This is a genomic window from Paracoccus saliphilus, from assembly GCF_028553805.1.
Taxonomy (GTDB): domain Bacteria; phylum Pseudomonadota; class Alphaproteobacteria; order Rhodobacterales; family Rhodobacteraceae; genus Paracoccus; species Paracoccus saliphilus.
Genome location: NZ_CP067140.1, coordinates 3,194,252 through 3,210,415 on the forward strand (window position 1 = coordinate 3,194,252; position 16,164 = coordinate 3,210,415).

Consider the following 16,164-nt stretch of genomic DNA (forward strand, 5'->3'; position numbering starts at 1 on the left):
GGTCTGCTATGGTGATAACTGAACCCTATCCGTCCCGTCCACAATTTCCCTCTGCACCCCAGCCAAACGCAGGCAGGCCGTCTTGCGCGCGCGGGGTCAGATTGGCGCGGATGGTTCCGTCACCCAGATGCAATATGGCCATGTCTTCCGCGATCCGCGCCTCGTGGACGGGCTGCCCGGCGCTTCCTGCCAGCGCGCGCAGGGCATGGGCGATCGGCAGAAAGCCGTCCGGGCCGGTCAGCCCGCGCGGACCCAGGACCGCCGCCGGGGTCCAGACATCGGCTGCGAAAGGCGCCAGCGCGGCCGCCAATCCCACCGCATAGGCAGCTCCGAAAGCCCCGCGATGCCGGGGATCGTCATCGGTCATGCAGATCCGGTCATGATCGGGGTTGGGGATGGTGCGCGAGCCATAAGGGTTCTGTCGCATGGCGATGGTGGCCGGGCCGATGCGATACCCACGCCCCGCCGCAATGGCGCGGGCCGAGCGGGCGATATGCGGCACCGCCTCCAATGTCTCGATCACCGAGACATCGTCGGCGGCATGGACGAGCGGGCACAGGCCATGCGTGACGAAATCCAACATCCCCGATGGCGGGCGCTTGCGGTTCAATTCGGGAAAGAAGCTGGCCATGCCGCCGCCGCGCGGAAGATCGGGAAAGGCATTGGCCGTCGCGAGATGGACCCGGTCCAGAGGCGGACAATCCGGCCATTCCGATCCCGGAGGCGTGGATTGCCGGTCGACCGAAGGACAGACAAAGACCGAAGACAGGGTCAGCCCGGCATCGGCGACGGCGCGGGCATGATCGGCCAATTCCTCCTCGGGCGATTGCGCGCCGTCGAAACGGCAGATCAGTTCCAGGTCATAGCACGGCTCAGCCAGCACGGATTGCAGCGCCGCGAAAGCGGCGACCTGCGGCCCGACCGGCCCCACCGCGGCATCGACATGGCAAAGCAGCCGCTGAGGACCGGCGAAACGGACAGCCTCGGTCACCTCACCAATGCTACGGGCATCCTCGGCAGTCAGGACCAGCGCCATTTGCGGGAACACGGGATTGCGCGGAGGCGACTCCCATTCGGCAGGGTTTGCGTGCTCCGCCGCCCGTTGCCACGAGATCTCAAGCGATTGGGACAGTGTTTCGCCATCCGCCAGCCGATAGGGCCATGGAAGTGCCAGTGGCCGGTTATAGGTCTTGAACGAGGCATCGCCCCATTGCCGCTGATCCTCCATCTCGAACACATCGCCCACAAAGGCGCAGCGGATATGCAGGCCCCTCGCGACATGTTCGAGCGCGGCGATATCCTTGAAGGGCTGCCATGGCGCGATCAGCAGCGGGAAATGCCCAGCCTCCCGCGTTCCATCCGGATGGGTAACGGTGGCGGGCGCCCCGGCCACGCCGTCGATCGGGTGCAGGACGGTGAAACCCGCGCGGTTGGTCTCGAACCTGCCCGTCGCGCGGCCCTGCGCCAGGACTTGCAGGCCCGTCCCGGTGATCTCGACGCTCAGCGTCACCTCCAGCCGCCCGGTCGCGGTATCGAAACGCATCGGGATGCTCACGCGCAGCGCCCCGGCCGTCTCGCACTCGACCGGCCCCAACCGGGGCGCAATCGTGCCCCAGTCCCGGTCCCGCACGAGGAAAGCGACCGAACGGATCACCTCGGCCCCGTTCACCCGGATATGCCGCAAGGCGCCACCCTGCAGGGTCAGGCTGACATCGCCATGGGTGATGGTCTCGCAAATCTCGGGCGGCTTGTCCGTGCCGTATAGGGCGCGCAGATCGCTCATAGCTCACCCGGATCGACGCTGCGCGCCTCTGCCGCCGAGCGATAGGCGGCCTCGACCAGGGCGAGCGTCCGCAGGTTGTCGCGTCCCGATGTTTCAGGCTGGATTCCAGCGCGCAGGCATTCGGTGAAATGCCGCTGGATGATCGCCACGCTCTCCTGGATATTGTGCCATGGCTTCTCCGCCCAGGGCAAAAGCTGCGGGCTCACATCGCGGCTTTCGGTGCCGCCGCCCTTCTGGATCGTGAGGCGATAGCCCGCATCCAGCCGCAGCACTCCCCCGGTCCCGTCGATCTCGATCAGGGTTTCGGGGAAGGTCTCGGGCATTCGCCGCGTCGCGTAAGAGCAATCGACGACCGATGTCACCCCACTCGCATGGGACAGCAGCATGGTCGCCACATCCTCGCCCCTGATCCGGGGATTGACCCGGCGGGTGGTGGCGGTGATCCGGTCCACATCGCCGAACAAGGCGCGGGAGATGTCGAGGATATGGATGCCCAGATCCTCGATGATGAAACGCTCGCCCTCGGCGAGGTAGGGCTGGCCCGAGAACACGTCATAGGCCGAGCGGAACGACACCCGCCCGAAGAAGGGCGTGCCGATAGCCCCGCCCCGCAGCGCCTCGATGACGGCGCGGACCGGCGATTGCCAGCGGAAATTCTCGTGCACCATCAGGGTCTTTCCCGCACGCTCCACGGCCTCGACCATGTGGCGGGCATCGGTCAATGTCTGCGCGAAAGGCTTCTGGCAGATCACGTGCAGCCCGGCATCCGCCGCCATCTCGACCAGCGCGCGGTGAGAAGAAACCGTCGTGGCGATGTCCACCGCGCCGAACCCGCCCTCGGCGAACATCTCGGCGGCATCGGTAAAGCGGCGCGCGATACGGAACGCGTCTCCTACCGCATCCAGCCTGTTCCGGTCGCGGTCGCACAGTGCAACAACCTCGACACTTTCGAGGTCTTTCCATCCATTCAGCTGATTTTGTGCAAAAAACCCACAACCGATCAGGGCGATTTTCAGCATTCCGTCCATCCCGTTCTACTTGCCCAAGGCTGCCTGTGCCTGCAGTGCCACCCTTGCCTGCACGCGCTGCTGCGCCTGGTCTATCACCACGGCGGCGACGATGACGATGCCCTTGATGACCGTCTGCCAGAAGGCCGAGACGCCCATCATCACCAGCCCGTCCGACAGTACCCCGATCACGAAGGCGCCGACGATGGTGCCACCGATCCGGCCCCTGCCGCCCGACATCGAGGTGCCGCCCAGCACCGCCGCCGCGATGGCGTTCAGCTCGAACGTGTCGCCGGTGGCCGGATGCGCGGCGACCAGTTGCGAGGCAATGATGATCCCCACCAACGCCGCGCAGAAACCCGAGAACATGTAGACGAAATACTTGATCTGAGTGACCCGGACGCCCGACAGTCCCGCCGCCTTCTCGTTGCCGCCGACGGCGTAGATATAACGGCCAAGCGGCGTGCGCCGGGCGATATAGGCCGCGCCCAGCCCAACGATGACCAGCATCCAGATCGAGACCGGGATGCCCAGCATGTCCCCGGCCCCGATCCAGCGGAACGTGTCGGAGCCGTATTCCGGATTGCCGTTCAGATTGGGAAAGGTCCGCCCGTCCGAGGACAGCATCGCCGATCCCCGCGCGATATAGAGCGTGCCGAGCGTCGCGATGAAGGGCGCGACATTCAGCTTGGTGATCAGGAAGGCGTTCAGCGCCCCGACCATCACGCCCACGGCGATGACGATCAGGCAGATCTCGAATGTATTGAACTGGATCGACCAGCCAAACCCCGGATTGATCCCGTGAAGCAGCAGCCAGCCGGCCACCATCCCGCAAAGCCCTACGATCGAGCCAACCGACAGATCGATCCCGCCCGAGACGATGACAAAGGTCATGCCGATGGCCAGAAACGCGTTCAGCGCGACATGTTTCGACATGATGACCAGGTTGGCCGTGGACAGGAAATTCGGCGCGGCGATTGAAAAGAACAGCACCACGAGGATCAGCGCGATGAAGGTCCGCGCCTTCAATAGCAACAGCAGCGCATTGCCTGACCCCGGCTGGTTCCCGGGCATGGAAACGGTTGAATCGGTCATCTGGCGGCATCCTCCGTCACGGGTTCTGCGGGAATATCGGGAGTATGTCCCTTGGCCGAAGCCTCGACCAGCGCGGTCTCGGTCGCCTCGTCCCGGTTGAATTCGCCGGTGATCCGGCCATTTGACATCACGATGATACGGTCCGACAGCGACATCACCTCTTCGAGATCCGAGGTGACGAAGACGATCCCCAGCCCCTCGGCCGCCAGCTTGCGCATGACGCGGAACACCTCGGCCTTGGCGCCGATATCGATCCCGCGCGAAGGCTCGTCCATCAGCAGGATCTTCGGGTTGGTCATCAGCGCCTTGGAAATGACCACCTTCTGCTGGTTGCCGCCCGACAGCGAAGAGACCTCGTGCTCGGGCGAGGCAACCTTGACGGTCATCCGCCTGATGAAGTCGCGCACCGTCTCGGCCTCGCGCTTCAGTGACATGTGCACGCCGCGGGTGAAAGCGGACAGGCTCGACAGCGTCATGTTCTCGCGGATCGACAGGATCTGCACCAGGCCATCGGTCTTGCGGTCCTCAGGGATCAGGGCGATACCCTTGGCGATGCGCCCGGCAACGCCTTGCGCGGTCAGCCGCGCACCCTCCACGAAGAACTCACCCCGGTAGTTGCGCCGCTCACCGATGATGCATTCCAGCAATTCCGAGCGTCCCGCCCCCATCAGCCCGTAGATGCCCAGGATCTCGCCCGCGCGCAGAGAGAAGGACACGTCCCGCACATCGAAACCGCCGTGACGGTTAGGCGCGGTGACATGTTCGGCACGAAAGATCTCGGGGCCGAAATCATGTTCGATCTCCTTGGCGAAATCCTTCGACGCCTGCCCGATCATGTGCCGCACGATCCAGGGAATATCGACGCCTTCCATCGATTGCGCCCCGGTGATGACCCCGTCGCGCAGCACGGTGATATAGTCGCCGACGCGGATCAGCTCTTCCATCCGGTGCGAGATATAGACGATGCCGACACCCGAGGCGCGCAGGTCGTCAATCACCCGGAACAGGATCTCCACCTCTGCCGCCGACAGGGCCGAGGTCGGCTCGTCGAGGATAAGGATGCGGGCATCCTGCGCAAGGCTTTTCGCGATCTCGACGATCTGCTGCTGGCCGACCTTGAGATCGCCGACCAGCGCATCGGGATCGATGTCATGCTCCAGCCGCTTCATCAGCGCGCGGGTCATCTCGCACTGTTTCGCCTTGTCGATATCTATCCCGAAACGGGTCTTCTCGCGCGAAATGAAAATATTTTCCGCCACGCTCAGGTTGGGAAACAGGTTCAGTTCCTGGAACACGATCCCGATCCCGTGCCGCGCCGCGTCATCGGTGGAACGGAACTCGACCTCCTGCCCGTCAAGGATCAGCCTGCCGCTGGTCAGACGCTCGACCCCCGCGATGACTTTCATCATCGTGGATTTGCCCGCCCCGTTCTCGCCCACGAGGACATTGACCGCGCCCATGCGCAGATCGAAATTCACGTCCCGCAAGGCGACCGTGCCGGGATAGACCTTGGTGCCATCGCGGATCGACAGGCCGACGGGATGCACCTCTGCTGGCCGGGTCATGTCAGCCTCCGACCTCCAGCATCGTGGGCACCAGTTCGATCTTCGCCGGATCGCGCAGGGTGAAGACACCCTCGAAACGTGCCGTCTGGCCGATTACGTCGCCGCCGGGCCTGACGATGGCGGCATGGGCCGCGGCGTTCAACGCATTGGCCAGCTTGGCGAACTCGATCTGGTCGCGGAAATCGGTGAATACGATGAATGGCATCGCGTCGCGCAAGGCGGTGCCGCGAATGACCGGACCAAGCTGCACGGTGACATCGGCGGCCCCGTCGCCGGTCGTATCGACGCCCAGACTGGCCGCCCGGCTGTCCAGCTTGGCTTCGACGATATTGCCCTCACCGGAGATTGCGAAATTCCACGGATTCGCCTCGCCTTCGGGGCGCAGGCCGTGCTGTTTCCCCGCCGCATCGGCATCCGCCGCCAGCGCAGTTTTCAGCTCGGACAGTGGTACTAGGTTCTCCTGGATCACCGGAAGGACCTTGGATTCCCAGATCTCTTGCGCATAGGCTTCCATCCGCGCTTCGTCGGTCTGTCCGCTCGCGGCAGATGTGGCCTCGCTTGGGTCCGGGTCGGGAACGATCTTGCAGCCCGCGATTGCAACACTGGTCGCAAGGCAGAATGCGGAAATGCGAAAGACGTCTCGCATGGCGCGTCACATCCTTTCGGGAATGGTCTCGGATTGCGGCACATCCGTCAGCACGGGCATGCCGCGACAGGGTCACTCGCTGAGCGCGAAGGTTTCCAGCTTGTCGGCATTCGCCTCGTCGATCAGCACGCAATCCATGAGCTGCTTTTCCGGCTGCCCGGTCGAGCCGGTTTCCAAGTACTGATCGGCCTGCTCGACAGCCAGTTGTGCCTGGCGATAAGCGGGCTGCAGCACCGTCGCCTTGATGCCGCCCGCCTTGATCGAGTCGCGCACATCGTTTGAACCATCAAAGCCGACGAGGATCACATCCGTCCGCCCGGCAGCCTCCAATGCGGCCCAAGCACCCATTGCCATGGTGTCATTTCCCGAGATGACGCCCTTGATATCCGGGTTTGCCTGCAGGATCGTCTCCATCTTTTCATAGGCTTCGGTCTGCGACCAGTTCGCCGATTGCTGAGCGACCATGGTCATGTCGGGATACTGGTCGATGATATCGTGATACCCGGCCGAGCGGATGCCGGCATTGGTATCGGCCTCGCGGCCCAGAAGCTCGACATAGTTACCCTCTTCGCCCATCAGCTCGACGAACTTCTCGGCCCCGAGCTGCGCGCCCTGGTAATTGTTCGACACGATCTGGCTGACGGCAATACCGCTTTCCTTGATCTCGCGGTCGATCAGGAAGGACGGGATACCGGCATCCTTGGCCCGCTGAACCGGCGCGACGGTCGCATCCGCCCCAGCATTGTCGAGGATGATCGCCTTTGCCCCGCGTGCAATGGCAGTGTCATACATCTCGGATTGCTTGTTGGGGTCGTCGTCATGGACCAATACCAAGGTTTCATAGCCGAGTTCCTGTGCGCGCTTCTCGGCACCCACGGCCTCGGCCTTGAAAAAGGGATTGTCATGGCTCGGCGTGATGATCGCGATCAGCCCCCTGTCCTGCGCATGCGCGGCGACACCAAAACTCATGGCCGTCGTAGCGGCAAACATGGAGACGAAAATGCGGCGTGTAATGGCCATCTGGATTGCTCCTCCTGTTTAACAGCGCGGTTCTTGCGGGAACCGCTCCTCCCTGAACGATGGCAGATTGTGGTATCGTTAAATGATTGTCAACAGGTATGATGAGTATTACAGATCATGTCATGGAGGATCGCATGGCAAATGAATTCATTCGCGTCACCTACCGCATCGAATGCGCGGGCGATGTCGAGGCGATAGCGGCCAAGATCGCGTCGGACCAGTCCACCGGGACCTTCACGGAGCTTCCGGGCGAAACCGAGGACATCCGCCGCCGCTTTGCGGCACGGGTCGAGAATATTCGCCACCTGCCCCCGGCGGATGCACCCTCTTTCCCACAGGATGCGGGGACAGGCCCGTTCAACCGTGCCGATGTGGTCATCGCATATCCGCTGGAGGCGATTGGCACCGATATCGCCGCGCTGATGACGGTCACGGTCGGAGGCGTCTTCGCCGTTCGCGGCCTGTCGGGCATTCGGGTCATGGATTTCGACCTTCCCCAAGCCTTCGCTTGCCATCCCGGCCCGCAATTCGGAATCGAGGGCTCTCGCCGCCTGATCGGGGTCGAACGCGGCCCGATCATCGCCTCGATCATCAAGCCCTCTCTTGGCCTGACACCGAGTGAGACCGCCGAGATGGTCGCCACGCTCTGCGAGGCAGGCGCAGATTTCATCAAGGACGATGAAAAGCTGATGAGTCCGGTCTATTCGCCCCTGCAGGACCGGATCGCCGCCATCATGCCGGTGATCCGCGAGCACGAGCAGAGGACGGGCAAGCGGGTGATCTACGCCTTCGGGATATCCTCGGCCGATCCTGACATGATGATGCGGAATCATGATATGGTGGCGGATGCCGGGGGTCATGCCGCGGTCATCAATATCAACTCGATCGGCCATGGCGGAATGAGCTTTCTGCGCAAACGCTCGGCCCTATGCCTGCATGCGCATCGCAATGGCTGGGATATCCTGACCCGGCATCCGGGGCTGGGGATGGAATTCCGCGCCTATCAGAAGATCTGGCGGCTGCTGGGCGTCGACCAGTTCCAGATCAACGGGATCAGCGCGAAATACTGGGAGCCCGACGACAGTTTCGTGCGATCCTTCCACGACTGCATGACCCCAATCTTCTCGGATGCGGACCGCCCGCTGCCGGTCGTCTGCTCGGGTCAGTGGGGCGGTCAGGCGGTCGAGACCTATCGGCGCACCGGACAGACGCTGGACCTGATGTATCTGGGCGGAGGCGGCATCCACGGCCATCCGATGGGCCCCGCCGCCGGAATACGCGCGATCCGACAGGCATGGGAGGCCGCCGGGAAGGGATTGGAGCTGGCGGATTACGCAAAAACCCATCCGGAACTGGCGGCGTCCCTGAAGAGATTCGGCTGAACGGCACCGATCACAGCGCCGCACCCTGCGGCAGCCAGACTCCACTGGACGGCGTATGGTTGACCTGCAGGCTGCAACCATAGGCACCCGACAGGATGTGATCGGTCAGCACCTCGATAGGCGGCCCCTCGGCCACTGCACGGCCTTCCTGCATCAGCAGGACATGATCGGCAAACATCGCCGTCAGGTTCAGGTCATGCATGATCGCCACGTCTCCACCGCCCTGCCGCGCATAATCGGCAGCAAGCCGCATCACGGTCAATTGCTGGGCGCTGCCCGGCTGGCAGAGGAACTCTGCATCGACCCTGCCGACTTGCTGCGTCGATGAACAAGATGACCGCCCTGCGGACCTCTCCTGCCTGACCGCGTTTTGTCGTGAAGCTACGTTACGAAGACGTTCTTTCCGGTTAACGGCGTCTCGCGGACCGCCGGCCCGGCACGATTCATTTACCTGTGGATTACGGGATTTCAGTTGTCACAAGAGACGAAATCGAGGTTAATAATAATGTCGGCCAAACTGAAAGGACCGACATGACCATTGCCCCAACTGTCATAGAACAACTTCGCAGCGAGTTGATCCAGCTCCCTCCGAAGCAAAAGAAACACTTGACTGCACGCGATGTCGTAACCGCCCTCGCGTCCGACATCCGCGCAAAGATCGCAGCGGACGGCTATTCCCTGAGAGACATCGCAAGTGAGATGAGTAAACGCGGCGTCCAGATCAGTCCCAGCACACTGGGCAGCTATCTCCGCGCGCACTCCGCGGAGCAGGATGCTGGCAAGCATGCATCCAAGTCACGAAGAAAGCCACATGTGTCGGCTTAAAGCCGAGTTCAATTTTCCGATCTATCATGCGCGGGCGGCATCAATGCCGCCCGCGCCAGTTTCTGCAGTTGGTGCAGAACCCCGGATCATGAGTACCACCATGACCCCTGTCCCATCCCCTGAACGCCGCATTTGCCCATGGAGATTTTATCCGGTCACCTTTCAGTCATCGCCCGACACTCGGCACCGGTCGCGATCCCGATCTGGTAAAATTAATATCACCAACAATCAACGTCTTGATCGGACCCGACGTTTTTCCCCGGCGTCAGCATTTCGCAACATCAGTGGCGACGCACAATTCTCGCCCTTGCCAATTTATTCGGCCCGATAATATGGGGCTGACCATCAATGACAGGTTTATCGGACATCAAGCAAGTCTATCCTGGCACAGGGCAAACGGTATCGCGACAACCGAGATCGACCTTTTGCCAGTGGGAATTTCCCCTATCGACAGATCATCCCCATCGACATGGAAGCTCCCAATAACAAACCGTGCATCTGGTGGATATTCAGGATCAGTCGTCACCCGACATCTGCAGCGCATCCGCAAGAAGGCGCCGGATCATCTCCGGCCGGGTTGGCAAATCCGGCTCTTCCCGGCGGCGGTCATCTATCGCGCGGATCATATCCTGGGACATTCTGATCATCACGGGTTCGGTATCCGTTCTGGGACGGCCCATCTTTTTTTTCTCGCTCATGCAATTCCTTTCACGAAGTCGCTTGACTTTATGATTACAGTATTACATGATAACCGAGCAAGGGCAAGAGTTCGCACCTCTCACCCTCGCTCTGACCACAACGATCTCGGATAAGAAGACCGCCATGGCTAAAGCCATCCCTACCACGCCCTATGAGGCGACTGAAGTCCTGCCGTATCGGGGCGATGTTCCCGAAAGCGTCATCTCGGAGATGTTCCCGCACCTGCTCGATGCACTCATGCGCCATATCCAGGTGGAGCGCGATCTCGAGGACGTCGATTTCTGGAACATCGCATTTCTGAACTGGCGGATCGAGGCCGAGGAGGCCTACACGGATGTCGCCGCCTTGCTGTCGGCGATCCGGCACGCAGCCCTCGATCGCCAAGAAGACCTGCCCCTGCAACGCATGGCATGCCTTATCGATAGCATGATCGGCTCCGAGGAACCGGATGCGTTTCAACGTTTGCATTGCCGTTTGCCGCGCTTCGAGACGCTTTTTCGCAGCCGGGGTTACGGCACCGGGTCAAAGCGCGTGGAGCGCATGCTCATGGACACGCATGCCTGTATCGATGAACTGGCGACACTGCGGCTCTATGGCGGTGCCGATTTCGACATGGACAGCCTGGCTTTTGAGCCCGGCGACCAATTGGCCGCCTGATCCCCTGATCTGAGCACGATGCCCGCGCTGCCGCCGAATGGCGGTGGCCGGATACGCGTCGCATCCCCATGACACCTGCCGCTCATGCCGATCCCAAGGATCCGGCAGTTGCGCCCGCATATCCACTTCCCCCTGATTGCCCGAAGGAACCCGACCGATGACGCATACCCAATCCGCATCCAAGACAGTCTTTTCGCAAAACATGCACTCCCAGTTTCTGCAAGGACGACCACTTTATCCGAACAGCTTCCCCCATATCCCGGCGCCATCCATGCGCACTGGCAGGCCACCGCGAACACCAAAGGTTTTGACATCATCAAGCGCATTCGCGACCGTTACCATCTCGCCTTGCGTTGCCATGCCTGCGCCCATGTCCATGCCAGCCGGATTTACACGCTGGTGTCGGCGCAACCTCAATGCCCGGCCTGCCTGCTCGGGCGGCTGGAACGCGATGCGCGCGCTGCAGGCCTGACCCATCTGCGCCGCGATCCCGCACACCGGCATTACAGCTTCTATCGTGCAGCCTGTGGCCATCAGCTGCGCCGCCAACACGAGATCATCCGCCGGGTCGCGGCAGGGACCACGGAACTGCGCTGCGAGTCATGTCATGCCGCCATTGAAGCGGCGGAGGCTCGCAGGCGGGGCTGGATGCAGACCGGCCCCGATCCTGAGGGCGATCCGAACTATCGGATTTACACGCATGCCGATGGCTGCGGCGTCCTACAACGTATCGCCCGGGCGAACATGCAGACTGGTCGTTTCACATGCGCAACATGCGGTGAGGCCTGGGTGGCGTCAGGCAGCTTTCTCTATGCCATGGCGTTCACTCTGGCCAATGGCAGGGAGCTCGTGAAGCTCGGCTATTCCCGCGACCCCACGTCACGCCTGCTGCACCAGCTGCGCATGGATCGCGATATCCCATGCGAGTTCCTGCGCGTCGTGCCGATGGCCACCGGGCAGTTAGCCATCCGCACGGAGAAGGCCCTGCATGTCCGATTACGTCATGCCCATCCCGATGCGGTCGTCGATCCCGCAAGCTATCGCGACCAGATCAGGGTCCGCTCGGAGAACTACGATGCGGCCCTGACACCGCAGATCCTGTCGATGCTCGATGACATCGAGAAGAAGGCCGCGGCCGCCTGATCGCCCATCACGGAGCGGCAAAGCTTCACGACGTAGTTACGCCTCACTCCCCATCCGCAGTTGCACTGTGGGTAGGCCAGATAGTGCACCCCTTCCCACATGTTTTCCTTTTCAGAGGAGATGACCATATGTCCAATCAAGCAAACCCCATCCCATCCTGGCGGCCCTATGCCGACACCGTTATTGCACGTCTGGCAGCGGAGCATGCCGCGTATCATGCGGCGCGCGATAAAGCGCGAGGTTTCGCCACGCGTGATGACCCTGATCCCGTCGACGAGCTGCCGCCGCTTGTGGAAACGGAATCGCAAAGTGATCTTGTAAGTGACTTGCTCGACAAAGCGCAGGAAGCGGGAAGCAAGCGGCACCTGCCAGCAGACGCGGCCGATACACCGGGCGAGACCGATGAAGATACAGATGACGGCCGCCCGGCCTGCAATACGGCATCCCGGCGTCTAGCCCCGCTCGGTCGCGAGGTGCTGATCGCGCATCTGGGGCACAGTCACAATGCGAATGACAGCATCGATGCGGATGCATTGCGTGATGCGCTTCCCGATGATCGCCTGCTGGCCGCATTACCCTTCACCACTTTGCGGCTGGCGCTGCGTGCCCCGACGGCCCGCGCGGTGGCGGAACGCATCACCGAGCTATGTGCTCCGATGCAGTCCGACGGACCCGATCTCGATGCGATGGCGGGTGACGGACCGGCCCTCACCGCGGCGCGTCAGTTGATCGCCGATCTAAAGCTCTGGCAAGACGGGCAGGTTCCGTGGACGGACCTGTCGCGATCCATGTTGCTCTATGGCCCACCGGGCACAGGCAAGACCTGGCTCGCGCGTGCGATGGGCAATAGCGCAGGTGTCGCCATGGTCGAGCCCAGCTTTGCAATCTGGCAGAGTGCCGGTCATCTCGGCGACATGCTGCGCGAGATGCGCAAATCTTTCGCCGAGGCACGGCGGCTGGCACCCAGCATTCTGTTCATCGACGAGATTGATTCGGTTGGTTCGCGAGAGAGCGGCGACAGGAATGGCAGCAGCTACCAACGACAAGTGATCAACGCGTTTCTCGGCGAGATGAACAGTCTTGCCCGCGATGAGGGCGTGATCGTCATCGGTGCATGTAACCATCCCGATCGCATCGATCCCGCCGTCCTTCGCGCCGGACGCTTTGATATCAAGCTGCAGATGCCACTACCTGATGTAGTTGCAATCCGGGGTATTCTGGAGCGACATCTCGCAGGCGAGATCGCGGATGGCGAGTTGCAGACGCTGGCACGGGACGCCGTAGGGTGCAGCGCGGTGGAGATCGATGCTGGCGTCCGTGCCGCGCGATCGGAAGCACGGCATGCGCAGACAGCGTTGCCGATCGAGATGATCCGGCACCATCTCAGCATCACCCGCGATGCGCGTGGGATCGCCACGGATTGGCGTGCGGCCCTGCATGAATGTGGGCATGCCATCGTTGGCACCGTGTTGGGATGCGGAACGATCACGCGCCTGCTGCTCACCTCCGCGGGCGGCGAGACGCATCGGCGTGCCGCGACGCAAGAAGGCCTGCTCGCAGATATCGAGGCAGAGATTGCGTATATGCTCGCCGGTCGCGCCGCCGAGCGCCAGATCCTTGGCGACATTGCGGGCGGTGCTGGCGGGCCGGCAGAATCGGATATCGCGCAAGCGACCCGCCTCGCATTGGCGATCGATGTGATGCTGGGCCTTGGCGCTGACGGCCCGGTCTGGACCGCCGCGCCAGATCACGAGTTGCTGCGCGATCCCGCGATTCATGCGCGTATTCGCAAGAGGCTCGAAGCGGCGGAGCAACATGCGGAGAATATCCTTGAAGCGCATGAACCTCTCTTGCGCAAGATGGCCGCAACTCTTCATGAGCGGCGCGAGGTCGGCGAAGCCGAGCTCTGGCTCTGGCTGTCGCGGGTATCACCAACAGATATGACGCCAGGCGATCCATCGCCGCCCGTCGATGCCACTACCGGCGAGACGGTATCGGATTGAGCCGCTCGACATCCCAACGAATTGGGGCGCCCGGCCTTCCTGGCGATCCCTCTAAGCCCGGACGGCATATCGGCTACCACCCACCCGCTTTTCCTCTTGAATGCAGCTTAACTTGCGATGTGGAGCAGCTTCCCGTGTGAGATCAGAGTGACAGATCCAGTTCAGGAATACCCAATCATGCAGATCCAGTGCCCATATAATTCTTGTATCAACAATCACTCATCGGTGCCGTCCTTCCGATCGGCACCGTTTTTCGCCAGTTCCCACTCGCTCTCTGCGCCCTCTCGGGCGTTTTTCTTTTCTTCATGTCTTACGGCCAGATTCTGTATTGCGCCTTTCGGCGCTTTTTATCTCTTTACTTTTTCAACAGATTGAGAGTGGTTTTTCGGATATTTTTTATCCGTTTCAGAGTCTTCCGGATTATGCTTTTCTTGATGATCTCCCAAGCCTCTGCTCGCACGCCTCAAGCCACCAGCACAACGCGAACCGGCCAAGAACACCTCCAAGGCAAGAACAACACGCTGTTCTGCGGTATTTGAATGGGATGTCCAAACGACCATCCCGCCTCGTTGCGCCGTCAGACGATGATCGCTTCAAGCACTTCTGGTCAGGATCGGCCGTAGACCGACAAATCACGAGCGAAATCCGGAATGTCAGCCGCAGAACACTTCTTTACTCACAGCGCGGGTTCAGGCAGTGAGTGCCATGCCGGTTTCTGACCTATCATTCGGATCGAAAGCATGATCATCATATTCGACCCTCGGTAGATCACGGATGAACGCCATCACTTCGTCACGCCGCCAGCGGATTGTCCCGGGGCCGAGCCGACGGGGTTGCGGGAAGCTAGGATCAGTTCTCAGCCAGCGATCGGCTGTTGCCTCGCTGACTGAGAGTAACTGGCAGAGTTGAAGCTTGGGGATCAGCAGCGTGCCGCTGTCCGAGGCGTTTCCATTTTTCATATTCATCCTTTCTCGCCAACCCATATTGACAAAGGAACCAGACCGTCACAGAAAGAACGTGCTGATTGAATTGTCCGTGCGGTCGCCTTTGGTGGCCGCATCGGTTGGTTTATTGCTTGCGGCTCATGAAGATTATACTCCAGATCATGGGTAAACTCGCAAGTGTCTCGTCACGGTTATCCACATGTTTGGCACGAAGACTGCATAGGTTGGCGCCATCTGTCTTCGGCTCAAACATCCCGCCACGGCACCGTGAGCAGTGCCCTCCATGACAATGACGAAGCGCTCCTGAAACCCAGGAAAACCGGCGCCGCGAAAAGAAAACTGCCCACGGATCTGCCAAAAACTCCACCACATCTTCCAAAACGGTGGACAACACACTATTCTCCGAGGCAGCAATCGGAAATGCGATGGCCAACCAGACAGATCGAACCAGAAGCTACCCGAAATGCTACCTTTCCGTATACATTGCGGATTTCATATAGAGAAAACAGTCGATTGGAAAGAAAGGCCGGCGGACAGGCAGCCCCCCGGCCATCGCGGGACGCAATCCCGCCAGAATGTCAGCGCAGAGCCGAGATCTCGCTCAATGTCCCAGGATCTGGCTCAGGAACAGCTTGGTACGTTCCGATTTCGGATTGTTGAAGAAATCATGCGGATTGTTCTGCTCGACGATCTGGCCCTGGTCCATGAAGATCACCCGGTTCGCCACGGCCTGCGCAAAGCCCATCTCGTGGGTCACGCAGATCATCGTCATCCCCTCTTCGGCAAGCTCGATCATCGTGTCGAGGACCTCCTTGATCATCTCGGGGTCCAGCGCCGATGTCGGTTCGTCGAAAAGCATGATCTTGGGCTGCATGCAGAGCGAGCGCGCGATCGCCACCCGCTGCTGCTGTCCGCCGGAAAGCTGGCCGGGATATTTGCCCGCCTGCTCGGGGATCTTCACCTTTTCCAGATATTCCATCGCGGTCGCCTCGGCCTGCCGGCGCGGCGTCTTGCGCACCCAGATAGGCGCCAGCGTGCAGTTTTCCAGCACGGTCAAATGCGGGAACAGGTTGAAATGCTGGAACACCATCCCGACTTCCGAGCGGACCTTGTCGATATTCTTGATGTCGCTGGTCAGCTCGATCCCGTCGACGACGATCCGTCCCGCCTGGTGTTCCTCCAGCCGGTTGATGCAGCGGATCAGCGTCGATTTGCCCGAGCCCGAGGGCCCGGCGATCACGATCCGTTCGCCGCGATGGACGGTCAGGTCAATGTCGCGTAGCACGTGGAAGCTTCCGAACCACTTGTTCATGGAACTGACCTCGATGGCGACCTCGTCGCTGATGGTCATCTGGCTGGGGTCGATCTTGCGGGTCACGGCTTCGCTCATGGCGG

The 16,164-nt window shown here is 61.3% G+C and carries 15 protein-coding genes; 4 read left to right on the forward strand and 11 right to left on the reverse strand.

From position 1 onward, the window contains the following. Window positions 1–25 precede the first annotated feature (25 nt). The 6 genes from JHX88_RS15370 to JHX88_RS15395 form a co-directional block, all read right to left on the reverse strand. Entirely contained in the window at window positions 26–1,783 is a 1,758-nt protein-coding gene (locus JHX88_RS15370; protein WP_076526639.1) for a D-apionate lactonase family protein, read from the reverse strand. Next, window positions 1,780–2,802 carry a Gfo/Idh/MocA family protein gene (locus JHX88_RS15375; protein WP_076526786.1) on the reverse strand — a complete coding sequence of 341 codons (1,023 nt, stop codon included), beginning with the start codon at window positions 2,800–2,802 and terminating at the stop codon, window positions 1,780–1,782. The genes JHX88_RS15370 and JHX88_RS15375 overlap by 4 nt, the downstream gene beginning before the upstream one ends. 15 nt (window positions 2,803–2,817) lie before the next feature. Next, entirely contained in the window at window positions 2,818–3,885 is a 1,068-nt protein-coding gene (locus tag JHX88_RS15380; RefSeq protein ID WP_076526640.1) for an ABC transporter permease, read from the reverse strand. Next, a complete protein-coding gene (locus JHX88_RS15385) occupies window positions 3,882–5,450 on the reverse strand; it encodes a sugar ABC transporter ATP-binding protein (RefSeq protein ID WP_076526641.1) in 1,569 nt (522 codons plus the stop codon). The genes JHX88_RS15380 and JHX88_RS15385 overlap by 4 nt, the downstream gene beginning before the upstream one ends. 1 nt (window position 5,451) lies before the next feature. Beyond that, window positions 5,452–6,096 (reverse strand): DUF2291 family protein, encoded by a 645-nt coding sequence (locus tag JHX88_RS15390; protein WP_076526642.1) that lies wholly within the window; start codon window positions 6,094–6,096, stop codon window positions 5,452–5,454. Window positions 6,097–6,168: 72 nt separating this feature from the next. Further along, window positions 6,169–7,116, reverse strand: coding sequence for a D-ribose ABC transporter substrate-binding protein (locus JHX88_RS15395; RefSeq protein WP_076526643.1), 948 nt, complete (start codon window positions 7,114–7,116; stop codon window positions 6,169–6,171). 134 nt (window positions 7,117–7,250) lie between these two features. On the opposite strand from JHX88_RS15395, the gene oiaX reads away from it, so the two are divergent. After that, window positions 7,251–8,498: a 3-oxo-isoapionate-4-phosphate decarboxylase OiaX gene (oiaX, locus tag JHX88_RS15400; protein WP_076526787.1), complete on the forward strand. Its 1,248-nt coding sequence runs from the start codon at window positions 7,251–7,253 to the stop codon at window positions 8,496–8,498. 10 nt (window positions 8,499–8,508) lie between these two features. Here the strand turns inward: oiaX and JHX88_RS15405 are convergent, their stop codons facing one another. Both JHX88_RS15405 and JHX88_RS15410 read right to left on the reverse strand, forming a co-directional pair. Next, window positions 8,509–8,754 carry an ATP-binding cassette domain-containing protein gene (locus JHX88_RS15405; protein ID WP_176011457.1) on the reverse strand — a complete coding sequence of 82 codons (246 nt, stop codon included), beginning with the start codon at window positions 8,752–8,754 and terminating at the stop codon, window positions 8,509–8,511. Window positions 8,755–9,838: 1,084 nt separating this feature from the next. Continuing rightward, entirely contained in the window at window positions 9,839–10,021 is a 183-nt protein-coding gene (locus JHX88_RS15410) for a hypothetical protein (protein ID WP_076526646.1), read from the reverse strand. Window positions 10,022–10,145: 124 nt separating this feature from the next. Between JHX88_RS15410 and JHX88_RS15415 the strand changes: the two genes are divergently transcribed. The 3 genes from JHX88_RS15415 to JHX88_RS15425 all read left to right on the forward strand — a co-directional run bounded on the left by JHX88_RS15415 (window position 10,146) and on the right by JHX88_RS15425 (window position 13,825). After that, window positions 10,146–10,679 (forward strand): hypothetical protein, encoded by a 534-nt coding sequence (locus JHX88_RS15415; protein WP_272848052.1) that lies wholly within the window; start codon window positions 10,146–10,148, stop codon window positions 10,677–10,679. A 108-nt stretch (window positions 10,680–10,787) separates the two neighbouring features. Continuing rightward, the gene (locus JHX88_RS15420) at window positions 10,788–11,822 is read left to right on the forward strand and encodes a GIY-YIG nuclease family protein (protein ID WP_272848053.1); all 1,035 of its coding nucleotides are present in this window, start codon (window positions 10,788–10,790) and stop codon (window positions 11,820–11,822) included. 128 nt (window positions 11,823–11,950) lie between these two features. Further along, on the forward strand, window positions 11,951–13,825 hold the full coding sequence (locus JHX88_RS15425; RefSeq protein WP_076526648.1) for an AAA family ATPase: 1,875 nt from the start codon (window positions 11,951–11,953) through the stop codon (window positions 13,823–13,825). 347 nt (window positions 13,826–14,172) lie between these two features. On the opposite strand, the gene JHX88_RS15430 is transcribed toward JHX88_RS15425, so the two are convergent. The 3 genes from JHX88_RS15430 to JHX88_RS15440 form a co-directional block, all read right to left on the reverse strand. Continuing rightward, on the reverse strand, window positions 14,173–14,385 hold the full coding sequence (locus tag JHX88_RS15430; protein ID WP_141225842.1) for a hypothetical protein: 213 nt from the start codon (window positions 14,383–14,385) through the stop codon (window positions 14,173–14,175). Between the two features lie 129 nt (window positions 14,386–14,514). Further along, a complete protein-coding gene (locus tag JHX88_RS15435) occupies window positions 14,515–14,784 on the reverse strand; it encodes a helix-turn-helix transcriptional regulator (protein ID WP_176011458.1) in 270 nt (89 codons plus the stop codon). A gap of 586 nt (window positions 14,785–15,370) precedes the next feature. After that, the gene (locus JHX88_RS15440; RefSeq protein ID WP_076526651.1) at window positions 15,371–16,159 is read right to left on the reverse strand and encodes an amino acid ABC transporter ATP-binding protein; all 789 of its coding nucleotides are present in this window, start codon (window positions 16,157–16,159) and stop codon (window positions 15,371–15,373) included. Between the last annotated feature and the right edge of the window lie 5 nt (window positions 16,160–16,164).

Coding starts and splice junctions, on each gene's coding strand:
- JHX88_RS15415 (WP_272848052.1), top strand. CDS start 10,146: ATGGCTAAAGCCATCCCTACCACGCCCTATGAGGCGACTGAAGTCCTG.
- JHX88_RS15435 (WP_176011458.1), bottom strand. CDS start 14,784: ATGAAAAATGGAAACGCCTCGGACAGCGGCACGCTGCTGATCCCCAAG.
- JHX88_RS15380 (WP_076526640.1), bottom strand. CDS start 3,885: ATGACCGATTCAACCGTTTCCATGCCCGGGAACCAGCCGGGGTCAGGC.
- oiaX (WP_076526787.1), top strand. CDS start 7,251: ATGGCAAATGAATTCATTCGCGTCACCTACCGCATCGAATGCGCGGGC.
- JHX88_RS15385 (WP_076526641.1), bottom strand. CDS start 5,450: ATGACCCGGCCAGCAGAGGTGCATCCCGTCGGCCTGTCGATCCGCGAT.
- JHX88_RS15395 (WP_076526643.1), bottom strand. CDS start 7,116: ATGGCCATTACACGCCGCATTTTCGTCTCCATGTTTGCCGCTACGACG.
- JHX88_RS15430 (WP_141225842.1), bottom strand. CDS start 14,385: ATGGTCGTTTGGACATCCCATTCAAATACCGCAGAACAGCGTGTTGTT.
- JHX88_RS15370 (WP_076526639.1), bottom strand. CDS start 1,783: ATGAGCGATCTGCGCGCCCTATACGGCACGGACAAGCCGCCCGAGATT.
- JHX88_RS15440 (WP_076526651.1), bottom strand. CDS start 16,159: ATGAGCGAAGCCGTGACCCGCAAGATCGACCCCAGCCAGATGACCATC.
- JHX88_RS15375 (WP_076526786.1), bottom strand. CDS start 2,802: ATGCTGAAAATCGCCCTGATCGGTTGTGGGTTTTTTGCACAAAATCAG.
- JHX88_RS15410 (WP_076526646.1), bottom strand. CDS start 10,021: ATGAGCGAGAAAAAAAAGATGGGCCGTCCCAGAACGGATACCGAACCC.
- JHX88_RS15390 (WP_076526642.1), bottom strand. CDS start 6,096: ATGCGAGACGTCTTTCGCATTTCCGCATTCTGCCTTGCGACCAGTGTT.
- JHX88_RS15425 (WP_076526648.1), top strand. CDS start 11,951: ATGTCCAATCAAGCAAACCCCATCCCATCCTGGCGGCCCTATGCCGAC.